The organism is Aeromonas sp. MR19 (assembly GCF_963899305.1).
GTDB classification, from domain to species: Bacteria; Pseudomonadota; Gammaproteobacteria; order Enterobacterales; family Aeromonadaceae; genus Aeromonas; species Aeromonas bestiarum.
Window position 1 is genome coordinate 72,542 of the sequence record NZ_CAWQWZ010000052.1, and the last position, 16,312, is coordinate 88,853.

15 protein-coding genes are annotated in these 16,312 nt (G+C 61.1%); 14 read left to right on the forward strand and 1 reads right to left on the reverse strand.

Features of this window, described 5'->3' with window-relative positions:
- Window positions 1-42 precede the first annotated feature (42 nt).
- Both lafT and lafU read left to right on the forward strand, forming a co-directional pair.
- Window positions 43-900: a lateral flagellar motor stator protein LafT gene (lafT, locus tag AACQ95_RS19910; RefSeq protein ID WP_005314215.1), complete on the forward strand. Its 858-nt coding sequence runs from the start codon at window positions 43-45 to the stop codon at window positions 898-900.
- Complete coding sequence (gene lafU, locus AACQ95_RS19915) at window positions 900-1,847, forward strand: lateral flagellar motor protein LafU (RefSeq protein WP_241279547.1); 948 nt, start codon at window positions 900-902, stop codon at window positions 1,845-1,847. The genes lafT and lafU overlap by 1 nt, the downstream gene beginning before the upstream one ends.
- A gap of 380 nt (window positions 1,848-2,227) precedes the next feature.
- On the opposite strand, the gene AACQ95_RS19920 is transcribed toward lafU, so the two are convergent.
- Window positions 2,228-3,082 carry a lytic transglycosylase domain-containing protein gene (locus AACQ95_RS19920; RefSeq protein ID WP_241279684.1) on the reverse strand — a complete coding sequence of 285 codons (855 nt, stop codon included), beginning with the start codon at window positions 3,080-3,082 and terminating at the stop codon, window positions 2,228-2,230.
- 257 nt (window positions 3,083-3,339) lie between these two features.
- On the opposite strand from AACQ95_RS19920, the gene AACQ95_RS19925 reads away from it, so the two are divergent.
- The 12 genes from AACQ95_RS19925 to murC all read left to right on the forward strand — a co-directional run bounded on the left by AACQ95_RS19925 (window position 3,340) and on the right by murC (window position 16,233).
- Window positions 3,340-3,636: a hypothetical protein gene (locus tag AACQ95_RS19925; RefSeq protein ID WP_042867971.1), complete on the forward strand. Its 297-nt coding sequence runs from the start codon at window positions 3,340-3,342 to the stop codon at window positions 3,634-3,636.
- Between the two features lie 239 nt (window positions 3,637-3,875).
- Window positions 3,876-4,334, forward strand: coding sequence for a division/cell wall cluster transcriptional repressor MraZ (gene mraZ / locus AACQ95_RS19930; RefSeq protein WP_043139962.1), 459 nt, complete (start codon window positions 3,876-3,878; stop codon window positions 4,332-4,334).
- Entirely contained in the window at window positions 4,335-5,273 is a 939-nt protein-coding gene (gene rsmH, locus AACQ95_RS19935) for a 16S rRNA (cytosine(1402)-N(4))-methyltransferase RsmH (protein ID WP_241279549.1), read from the forward strand. It begins immediately after the preceding gene.
- A 3-nt stretch (window positions 5,274-5,276) separates the two neighbouring features.
- Entirely contained in the window at window positions 5,277-5,591 is a 315-nt protein-coding gene (ftsL, locus tag AACQ95_RS19940; RefSeq protein WP_043139958.1) for a cell division protein FtsL, read from the forward strand.
- Window positions 5,588-7,339 (forward strand): penicillin-binding transpeptidase domain-containing protein, encoded by a 1,752-nt coding sequence (locus tag AACQ95_RS19945; protein WP_043139955.1) that lies wholly within the window; start codon window positions 5,588-5,590, stop codon window positions 7,337-7,339. Before ftsL ends, AACQ95_RS19945 begins: the two co-directional genes overlap by 4 nt.
- The gene (gene murE / locus AACQ95_RS19950) at window positions 7,272-8,804 is read left to right on the forward strand and encodes a UDP-N-acetylmuramoyl-L-alanyl-D-glutamate--2,6-diaminopimelate ligase (RefSeq protein WP_241279551.1); all 1,533 of its coding nucleotides are present in this window, start codon (window positions 7,272-7,274) and stop codon (window positions 8,802-8,804) included. Before AACQ95_RS19945 ends, murE begins: the two co-directional genes overlap by 68 nt.
- A complete protein-coding gene (locus AACQ95_RS19955; protein ID WP_241279553.1) occupies window positions 8,801-10,156 on the forward strand; it encodes a UDP-N-acetylmuramoyl-tripeptide--D-alanyl-D-alanine ligase in 1,356 nt (451 codons plus the stop codon). Before murE ends, AACQ95_RS19955 begins: the two co-directional genes overlap by 4 nt.
- A complete protein-coding gene (mraY, locus tag AACQ95_RS19960; RefSeq protein ID WP_042867986.1) occupies window positions 10,150-11,232 on the forward strand; it encodes a phospho-N-acetylmuramoyl-pentapeptide-transferase in 1,083 nt (360 codons plus the stop codon). Before AACQ95_RS19955 ends, mraY begins: the two co-directional genes overlap by 7 nt.
- A gap of 3 nt (window positions 11,233-11,235) precedes the next feature.
- Window positions 11,236-12,519: a UDP-N-acetylmuramoyl-L-alanine--D-glutamate ligase gene (murD, locus tag AACQ95_RS19965; RefSeq protein WP_241279555.1), complete on the forward strand. Its 1,284-nt coding sequence runs from the start codon at window positions 11,236-11,238 to the stop codon at window positions 12,517-12,519.
- The gene (gene ftsW / locus AACQ95_RS19970) at window positions 12,516-13,700 is read left to right on the forward strand and encodes a cell division protein FtsW (RefSeq protein WP_042867991.1); all 1,185 of its coding nucleotides are present in this window, start codon (window positions 12,516-12,518) and stop codon (window positions 13,698-13,700) included. The genes murD and ftsW overlap by 4 nt, the downstream gene beginning before the upstream one ends.
- A complete protein-coding gene (gene murG, locus AACQ95_RS19975; RefSeq protein ID WP_043554335.1) occupies window positions 13,697-14,782 on the forward strand; it encodes an undecaprenyldiphospho-muramoylpentapeptide beta-N-acetylglucosaminyltransferase in 1,086 nt (361 codons plus the stop codon). The genes ftsW and murG overlap by 4 nt, the downstream gene beginning before the upstream one ends.
- Window positions 14,779-16,233, forward strand: a complete 1,455-nt coding sequence (murC, locus tag AACQ95_RS19980; RefSeq protein ID WP_042867995.1) for a UDP-N-acetylmuramate--L-alanine ligase — start codon at window positions 14,779-14,781, stop codon at window positions 16,231-16,233. Before murG ends, murC begins: the two co-directional genes overlap by 4 nt.
- Window positions 16,234-16,312: the final 79 nt, after the last annotated feature.

Consider the following 16,312-nt stretch of genomic DNA (forward strand, 5'->3'; position numbering starts at 1 on the left):
CACCACTTGTGGTGAGGCTCCTTGAATTCTGCGGGAGCGTTCATGCAAAAACAGATTGGTCTTGGCGTCATTTTCATTTGTGTGCTGGGTGGTTTCATGATGGCGGGCGGCAAACCGATCGCCTTGTGGCAGCCCGCTGAGCTGATCATCATCATAGGTGCTGCAGTCGGCTCCATGTTTCTTGGTAACTCGAAAGAGGTGATGCATGAGATGTGGCGCCAGATGAAGCAGTGCTTCAAATCCAACAAGGATGAGAAAGAGATCTACCGCGAGTTGCTGACCTTGATGCACCAATTGCTGGAGGAGACCCGCAATAAGGGCATGAAGGCACTCGATGAACATATTGAGAATCCACAACAGAGCTCAGTATTTTTGATGTATCCCCAGATATCGGAAGATCCTCAACTGCTCGGTTTCATCATCGACAACCTGCGCCTGCTGGGCATGGGCAAGATTACGCCTCATGAGCTGGATACCATGCTGGAGCAGGAAATCATGGCTATTGAGGAGGACATGCTCAAACCGGCACATGCCCTGCACAAGACGGGCGAGGCATGCCCAGGGTTCGGTATTCTGGCTGCGGTGATGGGAATCATCATCACCATGCAGCAGCTGGATGGCCCCTTGAGCAATATCGGCGTCCATGTCGCGGCCGCGTTAGTGGGAACCTTCATCGGCATCTTCCTCTGCTACTGCTTACTGGAGCCCATCAGCAACGCCATGGAGGAGATGGTCAAGCGTCGGATCGGGCTGCTGATGTGTATCAAATCTATCCTGATCGCCCAGCTTCGTGGCAAGACACCGCTCATCTCGGTCGATTCGGGCCGCAAGATGTTGGAGCCTGACGTTAAACCCAGCTTCCTTGAATTGGAAGAGTGGGTGACGAACAGGGCCATGTAATGCGCAATCACGAGCAGATCATCATCAAACGCCAGCAACGGCGTAACAGTGCGCCCAAAGGCGGTGGAGCCTGGAAAGTGGCCTTTGCCGACTTCACCTTGGCGATGATGGCATTTTTCATGGTGTTATGGATCCTGGCTGTCTCAAGTCAGGAGGAGCGTGAGGTCGTCGCCAGTCGCCTACGTGACTACAGCATCATGGACAGTGAAGCTAACCCGTTCGACATCCGCAACAGCCCCTACCCGGTGGATCTGGGAGGCAACCCATCCGTGCTGGAAGAACTCAGTCCCAAGTTTGTCGAGGAAGGGCAGCGGATGCCAAAGCATATGGAGCGAAATCGCAGCATCTTTTCTGATGGGGCCAGCGGCGGTTACGAGAACCTGCTGGTGGGGAAAATTGAAGGCGAGGCACAGATGAAGCAACTGGCCGGGTTCATTGGCTCGCTGGCCGATCAGATGCAAGCCAAGAACAACCTTGAGCTGCAACTGGTACCACAAGGCTTGAGGATCCTCATTCGTGATGATGATGAGCGCGAGATGTACAGCCGTGGCAGTGCCCGGATCAGCCCCTTCTTTCGGCATATGCTGATGGCGTTGGCTCCTATATTTCAGCGAGTTGAAAACCGAGTTATGATCTCGGGCCACACCGATAGCACCCCCTTTGCGGGTGACAACTACAGCAACTGGGAGCTTTCATCCGATCGCGCCATGATGGCAAGGCGAGTCTTGCTTGCCGGAGGCATGCCCCCCGAGCGGGTGGGGCAGGTCGTGGCCATGTCAGATACCATGTTGGAGAATACAGCCGATCCCCGAGGCAGCCAAAACCGCCGTATCGAACTGCTGGTGATGACAAGCCAGGCGGAAAAAAATCTGGAACAATTATTCAGTGCGCAAACACAAGCCGCAGTGAAGCAAGCCAAGGACGACACTTCTCATGGACAACCTTGAAATGGATCTGCCGGGATCGGATACGCTGAGCGATCCTCGGCGTAAGGTCCCCCGCTGGTATCTGCATGACGGCAGTACCCCGCTGGAGTCACAGAGCTGTGGCATTGCTGCCCGTCTCATGGTGTCGGGTCTTCTGTTCGATAAGAGCATCGGCCGGGCTGTGATCAAGGATATAGGGCCGGGGGGGGTTGGTTTTTTGGCTCCTGCACGTTTTATCCTGCCCGAGATTGTCAGCCTGTCACTCTCTCCACGTATTGTGCTGGATTGCCAAATCACCCATCGGCGTTCAATTGGCCAATACCTGAGCTTCTATGGCGCCAGTTGGTCAGATCCAGAATCGGTAGACCTATCACCAGTGCTCAGCCATTGGCGACATTGCTTCATGGTGTCAGGAGGGGTCGCTTCGTCCCCAGTCCCAGTGGATCCGGTAACGACTCCAGTCTGATAGCGCCACGACTCATATCCAGCCCCCTTGCTGCATGCAGCAGCAAGGGATCGTGCAAGCTTTCCAATGAAATGGCTTTTTGAAGGAGGATCTGCCCCTTTTTGGTGACTGGGGTAGGGGATGTTCCACGGCTATAGACGATGGGACAGTTGGTTACCCCGAGTGCGTTGGGTAGCTGCCAGGCAGGGTTCCAGCGGCTGGCCTCATTCATGGCAACCCCTTTTGCCATCGCCCAATCCAGCAATGAGCAGCTATTCGGCTGCCGTATCACCTGCAAATTTTCCCCTTCTTGCCAAGATGGCAAAACAAATTGGTATTGTTCAGCACGAGCCAGCAGTTGAGATAGTGCAATGAAACGGGCCACATATAGCCGCGTTTCTGTCGGGAGCGATAGCTCCCACACATTGCGAGTACCTGCATCGAGCACTGCCTTCAACACCCGCCCTTCTCCCGCGTTGTAAGCCGCCAGAGCCAGTAGCCAGTCTTGACCAAAAAATTGATAGAGCCAACTGAGATAGGCGAGTGCCGCATCGGTTGCGAGTGGTAGTGAGTAGCGTCCATCGAAACCCGACATCATGGGAATGGAGAAGCGCGCCGCCGTCGCTGGCATCAACTGCCAAGGTCCGGCGGCTCCTGCCGCAGATACCACGTCCAGTCGATAACTGCTCTCAATCAAGGGAAGGAAAGCGAGCATGGCAGGTAGTTTGCGTGCCCGAACCTGTTGTTCGACCCACCGGATCATTGGCTGTGACTGAGTGATCCGTTTTTGCAGATGGTCACGTTGCTGCAGTAGAAACTGAGTCTGTTGAGTGACTAGTTCGGCTCCTTTTCCTTGTACAGGGGTAGGAAAACCAGCCTGCCAATGATAGTTATGATAGGAATAACAATAGGGAGAGGTCAGTAACAGAGTACCAACTAGCCAACAGAGTACCCGAGTCATGATTTCAGGGTGATGCAAGGAGGGCTGAACAATAAAAACATGATGTATCTCAACAGTTTTTGACAATTTTTGTCGACTGTTCATGTGGAATCCAGGACGTGATAAGCATGATAACACGAGTAAAAAAGACCCCGACAGCGGGCAAGGCGATCCAGAAATTTTTACTGTATTTGATTCTCGCCAATTTTGTGTTGATGGGCCTCTATGTCATGCATGCTGGGGAGCTGGCTTTTGGTACAAATCTCCTGCTGACATTTCTGCTGATCATCTACAACCTGTTGCTGTGCCAGCTGGTTTGCTTGCGGGCACGGCGAGCAGGGGATGACTACATCATCTACCCCGTGGTAGGCGTCAGCATCATTTTGTGCGCAGTTGTATTGTACCGCTTCATTATTTCTCCCTGATTATGGCGGTTTATACCCCAGTCCCTAATTAATCGATTTTATTTCTGCACAAATAACTTGTGGAAAATCAACTCATTTAATCAGTGCTACCCAAACACTGCGTCAATATGTTCCCCATGCCCGATATCCTCGCTTGAAAAGCCCTCAGCACGTCCTTAAACTTCAAGGTGGGGAAAAGTGGATCAAAGTGGTTTTTATCGGGCGATTTGCCCCCTTAACTCATTTTCAGGGACTGCAATTTGTTGCGTGGTGCTCACGCCATCAGCTTGGACAGCAAAGGGCGGCTGGCGATTCCGACCAAGTACCGTGATTGGCTGCGCGACGAAAGCGAGGGCCAGCTGGTCTGCACCATAGATATTGCTCATCCCTGCCTGCTGCTTTACCCCCTGAACGAATGGGAAGAGATAGAGCGCAAGCTCAAGATGCTCTCCAGCATGAACCCCGTAGAACGCCGCTTGCAGCGGCTGTTGCTCGGCCATGCGACCGAATGCGAGCTGGATGGCAATGGCCGTCTGCTGCTGAGCCAGCCACTGCGTAGCCACGCCGGGCTGGACAAGAAGATCATGCTGGTGGGCCAGCTCAACAAGTTTGAGCTGTGGGATGAAGCCCGCTGGCAACAACAGGTCAATGACGACATTCAGGGCCTGCCCGAGGACGACTGGGCAAGCTCGCCACGACTACAGGATTTTTCTTTATAAATGACCCAAGCCGTTGAACACATCACAGTGCTGTTGCACGAAGCCGTTGAAGGGCTGGCCATCAAGCCGGACGGCATCTACGTCGACGGTACTTTTGGCCGGGGTGGTCACTCTCGTCTCATTCTCCAGAACCTTGGCCCGAACGGCCGGCTGATCGCCATCGACCGGGATCCCCAGGCCATTGCCGAGGCGGCCAAGATCCAGGATCCCCGTTTCGAAATCGTGCACGGCCCCTTCTCCGGCATCACCACCTATCTGGCCGAGCGCGGTCTGCTGGGTAAGGTCGACGGCTTCCTGCTGGATCTGGGGGTTTCTTCCCCCCAGCTTGACGATGCCGAGCGCGGTTTCAGCTTCATGAAAGACGGCCCGCTGGACATGCGGATGGACCCCACCTCAGGCCAGAGCGCCGCACAGTGGCTGGCTCGTGCCGATGTGGATGACATCACCTGGGTATTGAAGACCTTCGGCGAGGAGCGTTTCGCCAAGAAGATTGCCCGCGCCATCGTCCACGATCGGGTTACTGAGCCCTATGTGCGTACTCGCCAGCTGGCGGAGATGATTGCCCGGGTCAATCCGAGCAAGGAGAAGGGCAAACACGCCGCCACCCGCAGCTTCCAGGCCATCCGCATCTATATCAACAGCGAGCTGGACGAGATCGAGACAGCGCTGGACGGTGCCCTGCAGGCGCTGGCTCCCGAGGGGCGTCTCTCCGTCATCAGCTTCCACTCGCTGGAAGACCGGCTGGTGAAGCACTTCATCCGCAAGCACGAGAAAGGCCCCGAGGTGCCGCGCGGCATTCCGTTGACCGAGGCCCAGCTGGCCGGTGGCCGCAAATTGAAGTCGGTCGGCAAGGCGCTCAAGCCTTCCGAGCATGAAGTCACCGAAAACAGCCGATCGCGCAGCTCAGTGCTGCGGGTCGCCCAGCGACTGGCGGAGTAAGTCATGAGCGAGGTGCGTGTTCATCTGGCCAGGGAGATCCTCGGCGATCTCTGGCGGCACAAGCTGCAGGTCGTGCTGGCCGTTGCCGTGCTGATCACCGCCTTTGCCGTGATCCTGGTCACCAACATGACCCGTGGCATGACCGCCAAGCAGAATGACCTGATGGCGGAAGAGGATCGGCTCAACATCGAATGGCGTCACCTCTTGCTGGAACAGGGGACGCTGGCCGAGCACTCCCGTGTCGCGAGTCTGGCCATGGATAAATTGCAGATGGCTCGCCCGCTGGTGACCACCGAGAAGGTAATAACACAACCATGAAACGCAAGGCATCTGCCAAGGCCCCACCCAAGGCGAAAGCACCGTCACTCTATCCGTGGCGCTTTCGCACGCTGGTGTTCTTCATCGGCATTGCGTTTGCTGGCTTGATCCTGCGACTGGCCTGGATCCAGGTGATAGATCCGGATCGGCTGCGTCAGGAAGGGGACATGCGTTCGCTGCGTACCACTGCCACCCAGGCGGTGCGTGGCATGATCACCGACCGCAACGGCGAACAGCTTGCCGTATCTGTGCCGGTGGAAGCCGTCTGGGCTGACCCCAAGACGGTGCACGAATCCGGCGCCATTCATAACGAGCGCGCCTGGCTGGCGCTCTCCGCCGTACTCAAGCTCGACATCAACACCCTCAAGCATCGCATCTCCAACCCGAGCAAGCGTTTCGTCTACCTGCAGCGCCAGGTGACGCCAGCGGTGGCGGAATACATCAAGGGCCTCAAGCTGGGTGGCATCTATCTGCGCCCAGAGGCGCGCCGCTTCTATCCGACCGGCGAGATCAGCGCCCACCTGGTGGGGGTCACCAACATAGATGGCAGCGGCATCGAAGGGATAGAGCGCAGCTACAACGAGTGGTTGACCGCGACCCCGGGCGAGATGCGGGTGCGTAAAGACCGTCAGGGTCGGGTCATCGAGCGGCTTGGCCTGGTCAAGGAGGGCAAGAACGCCAACGATCTGCAACTGAGCATCGACCAGCGGGTCCAGGCGCTGGCCTATCGGGCGCTCAAGCGGGCCACCGACGAGAACAAGGCGACTTCCGGCTCCATGGTGATGCTGGATGTGAAGACCGGCGAAGTGCTCGCCATGGTCAACACCCCCTCCTACAACCCGAACAACCGCGGTCAGTACCAGAGTTTCCGGGTGCGCAACCGGGTCGTGACCGATACCTATGAGCCGGGTTCGACCATCAAGCCCTTGATCCTGTTGAGTGCCCTGCAGGCGGGCGTCACCAGCTGGAAGGACACCATTCCGGGCGGGCCCCTGTATATCGGGGCCAAGCAGATCCGTGACGTGAGCATCCACAAGGCGACCAACCTGTACGACATTCTGCGCTACTCCTCCAATATCGGCATGTCGCGCATCGCGCTGCGGATGCCGGCACAGGAGATGATCAACACCCTCAGCATGGTCGGCTTCGGCATGGATACCGGCAGCGGCCTGATGGGCGAGAGCAGCGGCATGCTGCCCCAGCGTCGTCGCTGGTCCGATATCGAGCGGGCCACCCTCTCGTTCGGTTACGGTCTGCGGGTCACTCCGCTGCAGCTGGCCTCCGCCTATGCCACCCTGGCCAACAAGGGCAAGCGGGTGCCGCTCTCCATCGTCAAGGTGACCGAGCCGCCCAAGGGTGAGCAGGTCATCGACCACAACAACGCCAGCGCCATGCTGCAGGCGCTGGAGTACGTGGTGAGCAATGCCATTCCGAAAGCGCAGATCCCCGGTTACCGGGTCGGCGGCAAGAGTGGTACCGCCAAGGTCGCCGTCGCCGGCGGCTACGGCAAGGATTACATGGCCTGGTTTGCCGGTTTCGCCCCGGCCAGCAACCCCCGTTTCGTCATGGTAGTGGTGATCAACGAGCCCAAGGGCGATGCCTACTACGGTGGTGCCGTTGCGACGCCGCCCTTTGCCGAAGCCATGGGCGGTGTGCTGCAGCTCTTCAATATTCGTCCCGATGCGGTACCGCCTGCAGTACCCGCCAAACTCGCCCGTACGGAGGCCCCCCTTGCACCGCGCACTTGATTCATTACTGCGCCCCTTCGGCATCCGTGCCCCGGCGCTCGCCCTCACCGATATCCAGCTGGACAGCCGGCGGGTCGGGCCCGGTTGTCTCTTCGTGGCCATTCGGGGTCACCAGGTGGATGGCAGACGTTTCATGGAACAGGCGGTGGCTCAGGGAGCGACCGCCATCGTGTTTGAGGAGGACGGGGAATTCGTCGCCCCTCAGCTGGCTGTGCCCTGCATAGGTATCCCAAATCTGCCCGCCAGACTCTCCGAGCTGGCCGGTTACTTCTACCAGCAGCCTGCCAACAGGCTGGAACTGGTCGGCATCACGGGCACCAACGGCAAGAGCACCACTGCGCTGCTGGTCGCCAACTGGCGTACCCTGCTGGGTGGCCGGGCCGGGGTGATGGGCACCATAGGCAATGGCTTGTTCGGTGAGCTGGTGGAAGCCGAAAACACCACCGGCAGCGCGGTGCAGGTGCAGGCCAATCTGGCCGCCCTGCAACAGCAGGGGGCAGATCTGGTGGCGATGGAGGTTTCCAGCCACGGTCTGGTGCAGCATCGTGTGGCGGCCCTGCCGTTCGCGGCGGCCGTGTTCACCAACCTGAGCCGGGATCATCTGGACTACCACGGCACCATGGAAGCCTATGGTGCCGCCAAGGAAGAGCTGCTGAAACTGGTCGACGAGCCCTGCGCCGTCATCAATGCCGACGACCGGCTGGGGCGCCAGTGGCTTGCCGCCTATCCCGCCGCGGTGGCCTTCAGCGTGCACGGCCCGATTGAAAACCATCCGGGGCGACAGTTAACGGCGCAGGATCCCCACTTCCACCAACAAGGTTTTCACACACGCATTAACTCCAGCTGGGGGAATGGTGTATTATCCGCCCCCTTGCTCGGCCGCTTCAACGTCAGCAATGTGCTGGCGGCCATGGGCGCCATGCTGGTGCTCGGTTATGACTTCAACGAGTTGCTGGCAACTGCACCTCAATTGCAGCCGGTGACCGGCCGCATGGAGTGCTTCGGTGGCGGCAATGCGCCGCTCGCCGTGGTCGATTATGCCCATACCCCGGATGCGCTGGAGAAGGCATTGCAGGCCCTGCGGGTGCACTGCGAGGGCCAGCTCTGGTGTCTGGTGGGCTGTGGTGGCGACCGGGATCGTGGCAAGCGTCCCATGATGGCCGCCATGGCAGAGCAACATGCGGATCGCGTGATCCTGACCGACGACAACCCCCGTACCGAGGAGCCGGCCCAGATCATGGCCGACATGGTGGCGGGCCTTCGCGATCCTGCTGCCGTGCAGATCGAGCACGACAGGGTCAAGGCGATCACCCTGGCTCTCGGCCAGGCGAGCAAACAGGACATCATCCTGGTGGCCGGTAAGGGTCACGAGGATTATCAGATCATTGGAACCGACAAGCGGCACTACAGCGACCGGGAAACCGTCGCGGCCGCCTTGCACACATTATTGGAGTCATTCACATGATGACCCTCAGGCTTGCCGACCTGGCGCAGGTACTCGATGCCCGTCTGATCGGTGACGACGGCGAGATCACGGCTGTCAGTACCGACACCCGTACCTTGGGCGCGGGTGCCCTGTTTGTCGCGCTGCGCGGCGAGCGTTTCGACGCCCACGATTTCTGCGCGCAGGCGGTTGCTGCCGGGGCCTCTGCCCTGCTGGTCGAACGGGAATTGCCACTGGCCATTCCCCAGCTGGTTGTCACCGACAGTCTCAAGGGGCTGGGTCGCCTCGGCAAGCTGGTGCGCGAGCGCATCAACCCGAAAGTGCTGGCCATCACCGGCAGCTGTGGCAAGACCACGGTGAAAGAGATGGCGACTGCCATCCTGCGTCATGAAGGCGAGGTGCTGGCCACCGCCGGCAACTTCAACAACGAGGTGGGCGTGCCGCTGACCCTGCTGCGGCTCGAGCCGCAACACAAGTTTGCGGTGATGGAGCTGGGTGCCAACCATCCGGGCGAGATCGCCTGGACCACCTCACTGGCCCAGCCCGATGCCGCCCTCATCAACAACGTGGCGGCGGCTCATCTGGAGGGCTTCGGTTCTCTGGAAGGGGTCTTCCACGCCAAGAGCGAGATTTTTGAGGAGTTGGGCGAGGGCGGCACCGCCATCGTCAATGCCGACAACGAGTTCTGGCCCAAGTGGCAGCAGAAGGGCATTCGTTGCGCCTTCTCCCTCGCAGATCAGAGCCAACCCTTCCATGCCTGCAACATAGTGCTCAATGGGCAGGGCTGCGCCGAATTCGTGATGGTGACGCCGCAGGGTGAAATAAGCCTGACCCTGGCCATTCCAGGTCGCCACAACGTGGCCAATGCCCTGGCGGCCGCCGCCGGTTGTCTGGCGCTCGGTGCCTCGCTCGCCTCCGTCAAGGCGGGGCTGGAGCAGATGGCGCCGGTCAAGGGCCGCTTCTGCGTCCAGCGCTGGGGTGGTCTCACCCTGGTGGATGACACCTACAACGCCAGCGTGGAATCCGTGCTGGCGGGCATCGATGCCCTGACCGCCATGGGCGGCTACAAGGTGCTGGTATTCGGTGACATGAAGGAGTTGGGTGAGGAGTCTGCCGAGCAACACGCCCGGGTTGGACGCCACGCCCGTGAGCGCGGTCTGGATGCCGTGCTGACAGTAGGGGAACAGAGTCGCCACACCGCAGATGCCGCGGCTGGTCGACATTTCGATAACAAGGCGTCGTTGTTTGAAGTGCTTGCGCAAATGATAAATACACATCAAGAAATTTCGATTCTGGTCAAGGGCGCCCGCGGCTCCCGCATGGAAGATATCGTCAAGATGGTCGTTGACCGTCAGGAGTCGGCCACATGCTAGTCTGGCTGGCGGAACTGCTCACCCCGCACTTCACCTTCTTCAACGTCTTCTCCTACCTGACGTTTCGCGCCATCCTGTCGATCATCACGGGTCTGGTGGTGGCACTCTGGATGGGGCCGCGCCTCATCCGCCGCCTGCAGATCATGAAGTTCGGCCAGGTGATCCGCAACGACGGTCCTGAGTCCCACCTCAGCAAGAAAGGCACCCCGACCATGGGCGGCCTGATGATCATTGCCGCCATCTTCACCTCTGTGCTGCTCTGGTGCCGCCTCGACAACCCTTATGTGTGGCTGGTGCTGTTCGTGCTGGGTGCCTACGGTGCCATCGGCTTCGCCGATGACTACCTCAAGGTGGTGCGCAAGAATACCGACGGTCTGATCGCCCGCTGGAAGTACTTCTGGCAGTCGGCGGTCGCGCTGGGCGTGGCCGTGTTCCTCTACACCACGGCTACCCACGATGGTCAGACCCAGCTGGTGGTGCCCTTCCTCAAGGATGTGATGCCGCAGCTCGGCCTGATGTTCATAGTGCTGACCTACTTCGTGATCGTCGGCACCTCCAACGCGGTCAACCTGACCGACGGTCTGGATGGGCTGGCCATCATGCCGACCGTGATGGTGGCGGGGGGCTTCGCCCTGATCGCCTGGGCGACCGGCAACGTCAACTTCGCCAACTACCTGCACATTCCCTATGTGCCTTATACCTCGGAGCTGGTGATCGTCTGTACCGCCATCGTCGGGGCGGGTCTGGGCTTCCTCTGGTTCAACACCTATCCGGCCCAGGTCTTCATGGGGGACGTAGGTTCCCTGGCCCTCGGCGGTGCGCTTGGCACCATAGCCGTGCTGGTGCGTCAGGAGTTCCTGCTGGTGATCATGGGGGGCGTCTTCGTGATGGAGACCGTCTCGGTGATCCTGCAGGTGGGCTCCTATAAGCTGCGCGGCGTGCGGATCTTCCGCATGGCCCCGATCCATCACCATTATGAGAAGAAGGGTTGGCCGGAGCCGCGCGTCATAGTGCGCTTCTGGATCATCACTCTGATGCTGGTGCTGCTCGGCCTCGCCACCCTGAAGGTGAGGTAAGCCATGGTCATCATCATAGGACTCGGCAAAACCGGACTCTCCTGCGTCGATTACTTCCTCGGCCGTGGCGTCACGCCTCTGGTGATGGATACCCGCGCCAACCCGCCGGGCAAGGATCAACTGCCCGCCGAGGTCGAACTGATCCAGGGGCTGGACGGCGATCTGCTCAAGCAGGCCCACATGATAGTGGCGAGCCCGGGCATTGCCCTGGCGACCCCCGAGCTGAAAGCCGCGGCCGAGTTCGGGGTGAGCATAGTCGGCGATATCGAGCTGTTCGTGCGCGAGACCCAGGTGCCTGTCATCGCCATCACCGGCTCCAACGGCAAGAGCACTGTCACCACCCTGGTGGGCGAGATGATTGCCGAGGCGGGCCTCAAGGTCGGGGTCGGTGGCAACATAGGTACCCCGGCGCTGGAGCTGCTCAAGCAGCCGATGGATCTCTGCGTGCTGGAGCTCTCCAGCTTCCAGCTGGAGACCACCCACAGCCTGCGTGCCGCCGCCTCCGTGGTGTTAAACCTCAGTGAAGATCATATGGATCGCTATCAGGGCATGGCTGACTACCGCGCTGCCAAGATGGAGATCCATCAGCATTCCCAGCACATCCTGATCAACCGCGACGATGCCCAGACCCTGCCCGATGTGGGTCAGGTGTGGCAGAGCTTCGGCCTCGACTGCAACGGCTATGGCCGCTGCCTGCTGGAGGGCCGCCACTGGCTGACCCTGCATGGGGAGCCACTGCTCGCCGTGGACGAAATGAAGATTGTCGGTGCCCACAATCAGGCCAACGCGCTGGCGGCCATGGCCCTGTGCGATGCGGTGGGCATTCCCCGCGAGCCGCAACTCGCCGTGCTGCGCCGCTTCGAAGGCCTGCCCCACCGCGCCCGCTTCGTGCGGGAGGTGAACGGGGTGCGCTGGATCAACGACTCCAAGGCTACCAACGTGGGGGCGACCCTGGCCGCCGTGGCCGGTGTGCGTGAATCTGTGAAGGGCCGTCTGCTGCTGCTGGCCGGTGGCCAGGGCAAGGGCCAGGACTTTGGCCCTGTGCAGGCGCTGCTCGGCAGCCAGATCGATCACATGTACTGCTTCGGTCAGGATGCGGACGTGCTGCTCGCCCTCGGGGAGCAGACCGAACGGGTTGCGGATCTTGACGCCGCCGTCGCCAAGGCCGCGGCCGATGCCCGTCCTGGTGACTGGGTGCTGCTGGCGCCGGCCTGCGCCAGCCTGGATCAGTTCAAGTCTTTCGAAGCGCGCGGTGATCGTTTCACCGAGCTGGTGCAGACCTTATGAACGCCCTTGGCGCCATCGCAGGTGTGCTGCAACGCTGGTTGTTACCGGCGCGTCCGGCGGGTCTCTACGATCGGCAACTGGTGGTGCTGGCACTGGCCTTGATGGCGGTGGGTCTGGTGATCGTGGCCTCGGCCTCGATCCCGGAGGGGATCGCCATCAACAACGATCCCTTCATGTTCGTGAAGCGCCACGGTCTCTTCCTGGTGATGGCGCTCGGCATCTCCTGGTTCGTGCTGCAGGTGCCCATGGCCCGCTGGCAGCACTACAACGGCCCCATGCTGGTGCTCGCCATCATAATGCTGGTGCTGGTGCTGCTGGTGGGCCGCAGCGTCAACGGTTCCATCCGCTGGCTGCCGCTCGGCCCCTTCAACCTGCAGCCGGCCGAGTTCGGCAAGCTGGCCCTGTTCGTCTATCTGGCTGGTTACCTGGTGCGCCGTCAGAGCGAGGTACGCGAGCGCTTCATCGGCTTCATGAAGCCGATGGCCGTGCTGTTCGTGGTCGCCATACTGCTGCTGGCCCAGCCCGACCTGGGATCCGTGGTGGTGATGTTTGTGACCTCGCTGGGCATGCTGTTCCTGGCGGGGGCGCGGCTGGTGCAGTTCATCGGCCTCATCCTGGTGGGGGTGAGCGCGGTAGTGACCCTGATCATCGCCGAGCCTTACCGGATGCGGCGGGTGACCTCCTTCCTCGACCCCTGGGCCGATCCGTTCGGCAGCGGCTACCAGCTGACCCAGTCACTGATGGCGTTCGGTCGTGGCAGCTGGTTTGGCGAGGGGCTTGGCAACTCGATCCAGAAGATGGAGTACCTGCCGGAGGCGCACACCGACTTCGTGTTTGCGATCCTGGGCGAAGAGCTGGGCTACGTGGGCGTGCTGGGCGCGCTCTTCCTCATCTTCGCGCTGGCATTCAAGGCACTCAAGCTGGGGCACCAGGCGCTGGTGGCCGAGCGCTTGTATGAAGGCTATCTGGCCATCGGCATCGGCATCTGGTTCAGCTTCCAGACCTTCGTCAACGTCGGTGCCGCCAGCGGTATGATGCCGACCAAGGGTCTGACCCTGCCGCTGGTCAGCTACGGTGGTTCCAGTCTCATCATCATGATGGTGGCGGTGAGCATGTTGATTCGTATCGATTTCGAGTTGCGCCAGGCCAGTGCCCAGGCGCGCGTGCGGGAGGTTTCGTGAGCAAGACTCTGTTGGTGATGGCGGGTGGTACCGGGGGCCATGTGTTCCCCGGCCTGGCCGTGGCCGATCGCCTCAAGGCCCAGGGCTGGACCATTCACTGGCTCGGCACCGCCGACCGGATGGAGGCAGAGCTGGTGCCTGCCCATGGTTACCCCATCTCCTTCATCGACATTCAGGGGGTGCGTGGCAACGGCATCAAGCGTCTGCTGGCGGCCCCCTATCGCATCGTCAAATCCGTGCTGCAGGCGCGCCGTGTGCTCAAGACCATACGGCCCGACGTGGTGCTCGGCATGGGGGGCTTTGCCTCCGGCCCGGGCGGCGTGGCGGCCTGGCTGTCCGGCATTCCGCTGCTGCTGCACGAACAAAATGCCGCCGCCGGCCTGACCAACAAGCTGCTGGCTCGCCTCGCCAAGCGGGTGCTGATGGCGTTCCCGGGGGCGTTTGCACCGAGTCGTCGCACCGCCGTGGTGGGCAATCCGGTGCGCCCCGAAGTGGTGGCCCTGCCGGATCCCCAGCTGCGCAGCAGCGCAGAGCCGCTGCACCTGCTGATCGTCGGTGGCAGCCTGGGTGCCCGGGTGCTCAACGAGCAGGTTCCGCCAGCCGTTGCCGCTGCCGGTGTCCCCATTGCGGTGCGTCATCAGTGCGGCAAGGGCAACCGTGAGGCCGTCGCGCAGGCGTATGCCGGGCAGGGCGTCGAGGCCGAGGTGAGCGAATTTATCAAGGACATGGCCGATGCCTACGCCTGGGCCGATCTGGTGGTGTGTCGCGCGGGGGCCCTGACCGTCTCCGAAGTGGCTGCCGCCGGGGTCGCCGCCATTTTTGTGCCACTGCCCCATGCGGTGGATGATCACCAGACCCGCAATGCCCTGACCCTGGTCGACGGCGGCGGTGCTGAATTCCTGCCCCAATCAGAGCTGACCACGGCCTCGCTGGCCGCACGCCTCAGCTGGCTTGCCGGCCGCAGGGAAACCCTATTGAACATGGCCCAAGCTGCCCGTCGCGTCGCTATTACCGATGCCGCCGAGCGGGTTGCCGATGAGTGTAAACGACTCGCCGCTGGGCAGACTGAGAGAGAACTATGACCAAGGTTGAACTGGCAAAACTGCGTACCGTGATCCCCGAAATGCGTCGCGTGCGTCGCATCCACTTTATCGGCATAGGTGGCGCCGGTATGGGCGGGATCGCCGAGGTGCTTGCCAACGAAGGGTATCAGGTAACCGGCTCGGATCTGGCCCGCAATGCGGTGACCGAGCGGCTGGCGTCGCTGGGGGCCCATATCTTCGTGGGCCACAGCGCCGAGCATGTGAGCGAGGCGAGCGTGGTGGTGGTCTCTACCGCCATCAAGCAGGACAACCCCGAGCTGCTGGCCGCCCGCGAGCTGCGCATCCCCGTGGTGCGCCGCGCCGAGATGCTGGCCGAGCTGATGCGTTTCCGTCACGGCATCGCCATCGCCGGCACCCACGGCAAGACCACCACCACCAGCCTGGTGGCGAGCATCTATGCCGAAGCCGATCGTGATCCGACCTTCGTCATCGGCGGCCTGCTCAACAGCGCCGGCACCAATGCCCGTCTGGGCAGCAGCCGTTATCTGATCGCCGAAGCGGACGAGAGCGACGCCTCCTTCCTGCATCTGCAACCCATGGTCTCCATCGTGACCAACATCGAAGCGGATCACATGGACACCTATGGCGGTGACTTCTCCCGCCTGAAGGCCACCTTCATCGACTTTTTGCACAACCTGCCCTTCTACGGTCTGGCCGTGGTGTGTGTGGACGACCCAGTGATCCGTGGCATGCTGCCGGAGATCGCCCGTCCGACCATCACCTATGGCCTCTGCGATGATGCTGACGTGCAGGTGCTGGACTTCGTGCAGACCAGCAACCGCAGCCGTTTCCGGGTCCGTCGCGCGGGCGCCGGTGAGCTGGAAGTGACCCTGAACCTGCCGGGTATCCACAATGCGCTCAATGCCGCCGCAGCGATTGCGGTCGCTACCGAAGACGGGATCGGCGATGATGCCATCATCCGTGCGCTGGCCAAGTTTGAAGGCGTGGGTCGCCGCTTCCAGCAATATGGCGAATTCGAGACCGGCCGTGGCAAGGCCATGTTGGTGGACGACTACGGTCACCACCCGAGCGAAGTCAAGGTGACCATCAACGCCGCTCGTGCCGGCTGGCCCGAGAAGCGCCTGGTCATGGTATTCCAGCCGCACCGCTACACCCGTACCCGCGATCTCTATGAAGATTTTGCGGACGTGCTCTCCAAGGTGGATGTGCTGGTGATGCTGGAGGTCTATGCCGCCGGTGAAGAGCCCATCCCGGGGGCCGATGGCCGCGCCCTGTGCCGCTCCATCCGCTCCCGTGGCAACCTGGAACCCATCTTTGTCGCTACCCCGGACGACGTACCCGCCGTGCTGGCAGGACTGGTTGGCGAGGGGGATCTGGTGCTGACCCAGGGCGCGGGGAACGTAGGCGCACTGGCACGCCGTCTCGGCGAGATGAAATTGAGCATAGAGAGCATGAAATCCGGCGCCTGAGGGCCCAATGAGTATTTTGACCGCCAAGCCGGGGCCTATATAATGGCGGACCGGTCTGCAAAGGGCCGGCATGGCGCGT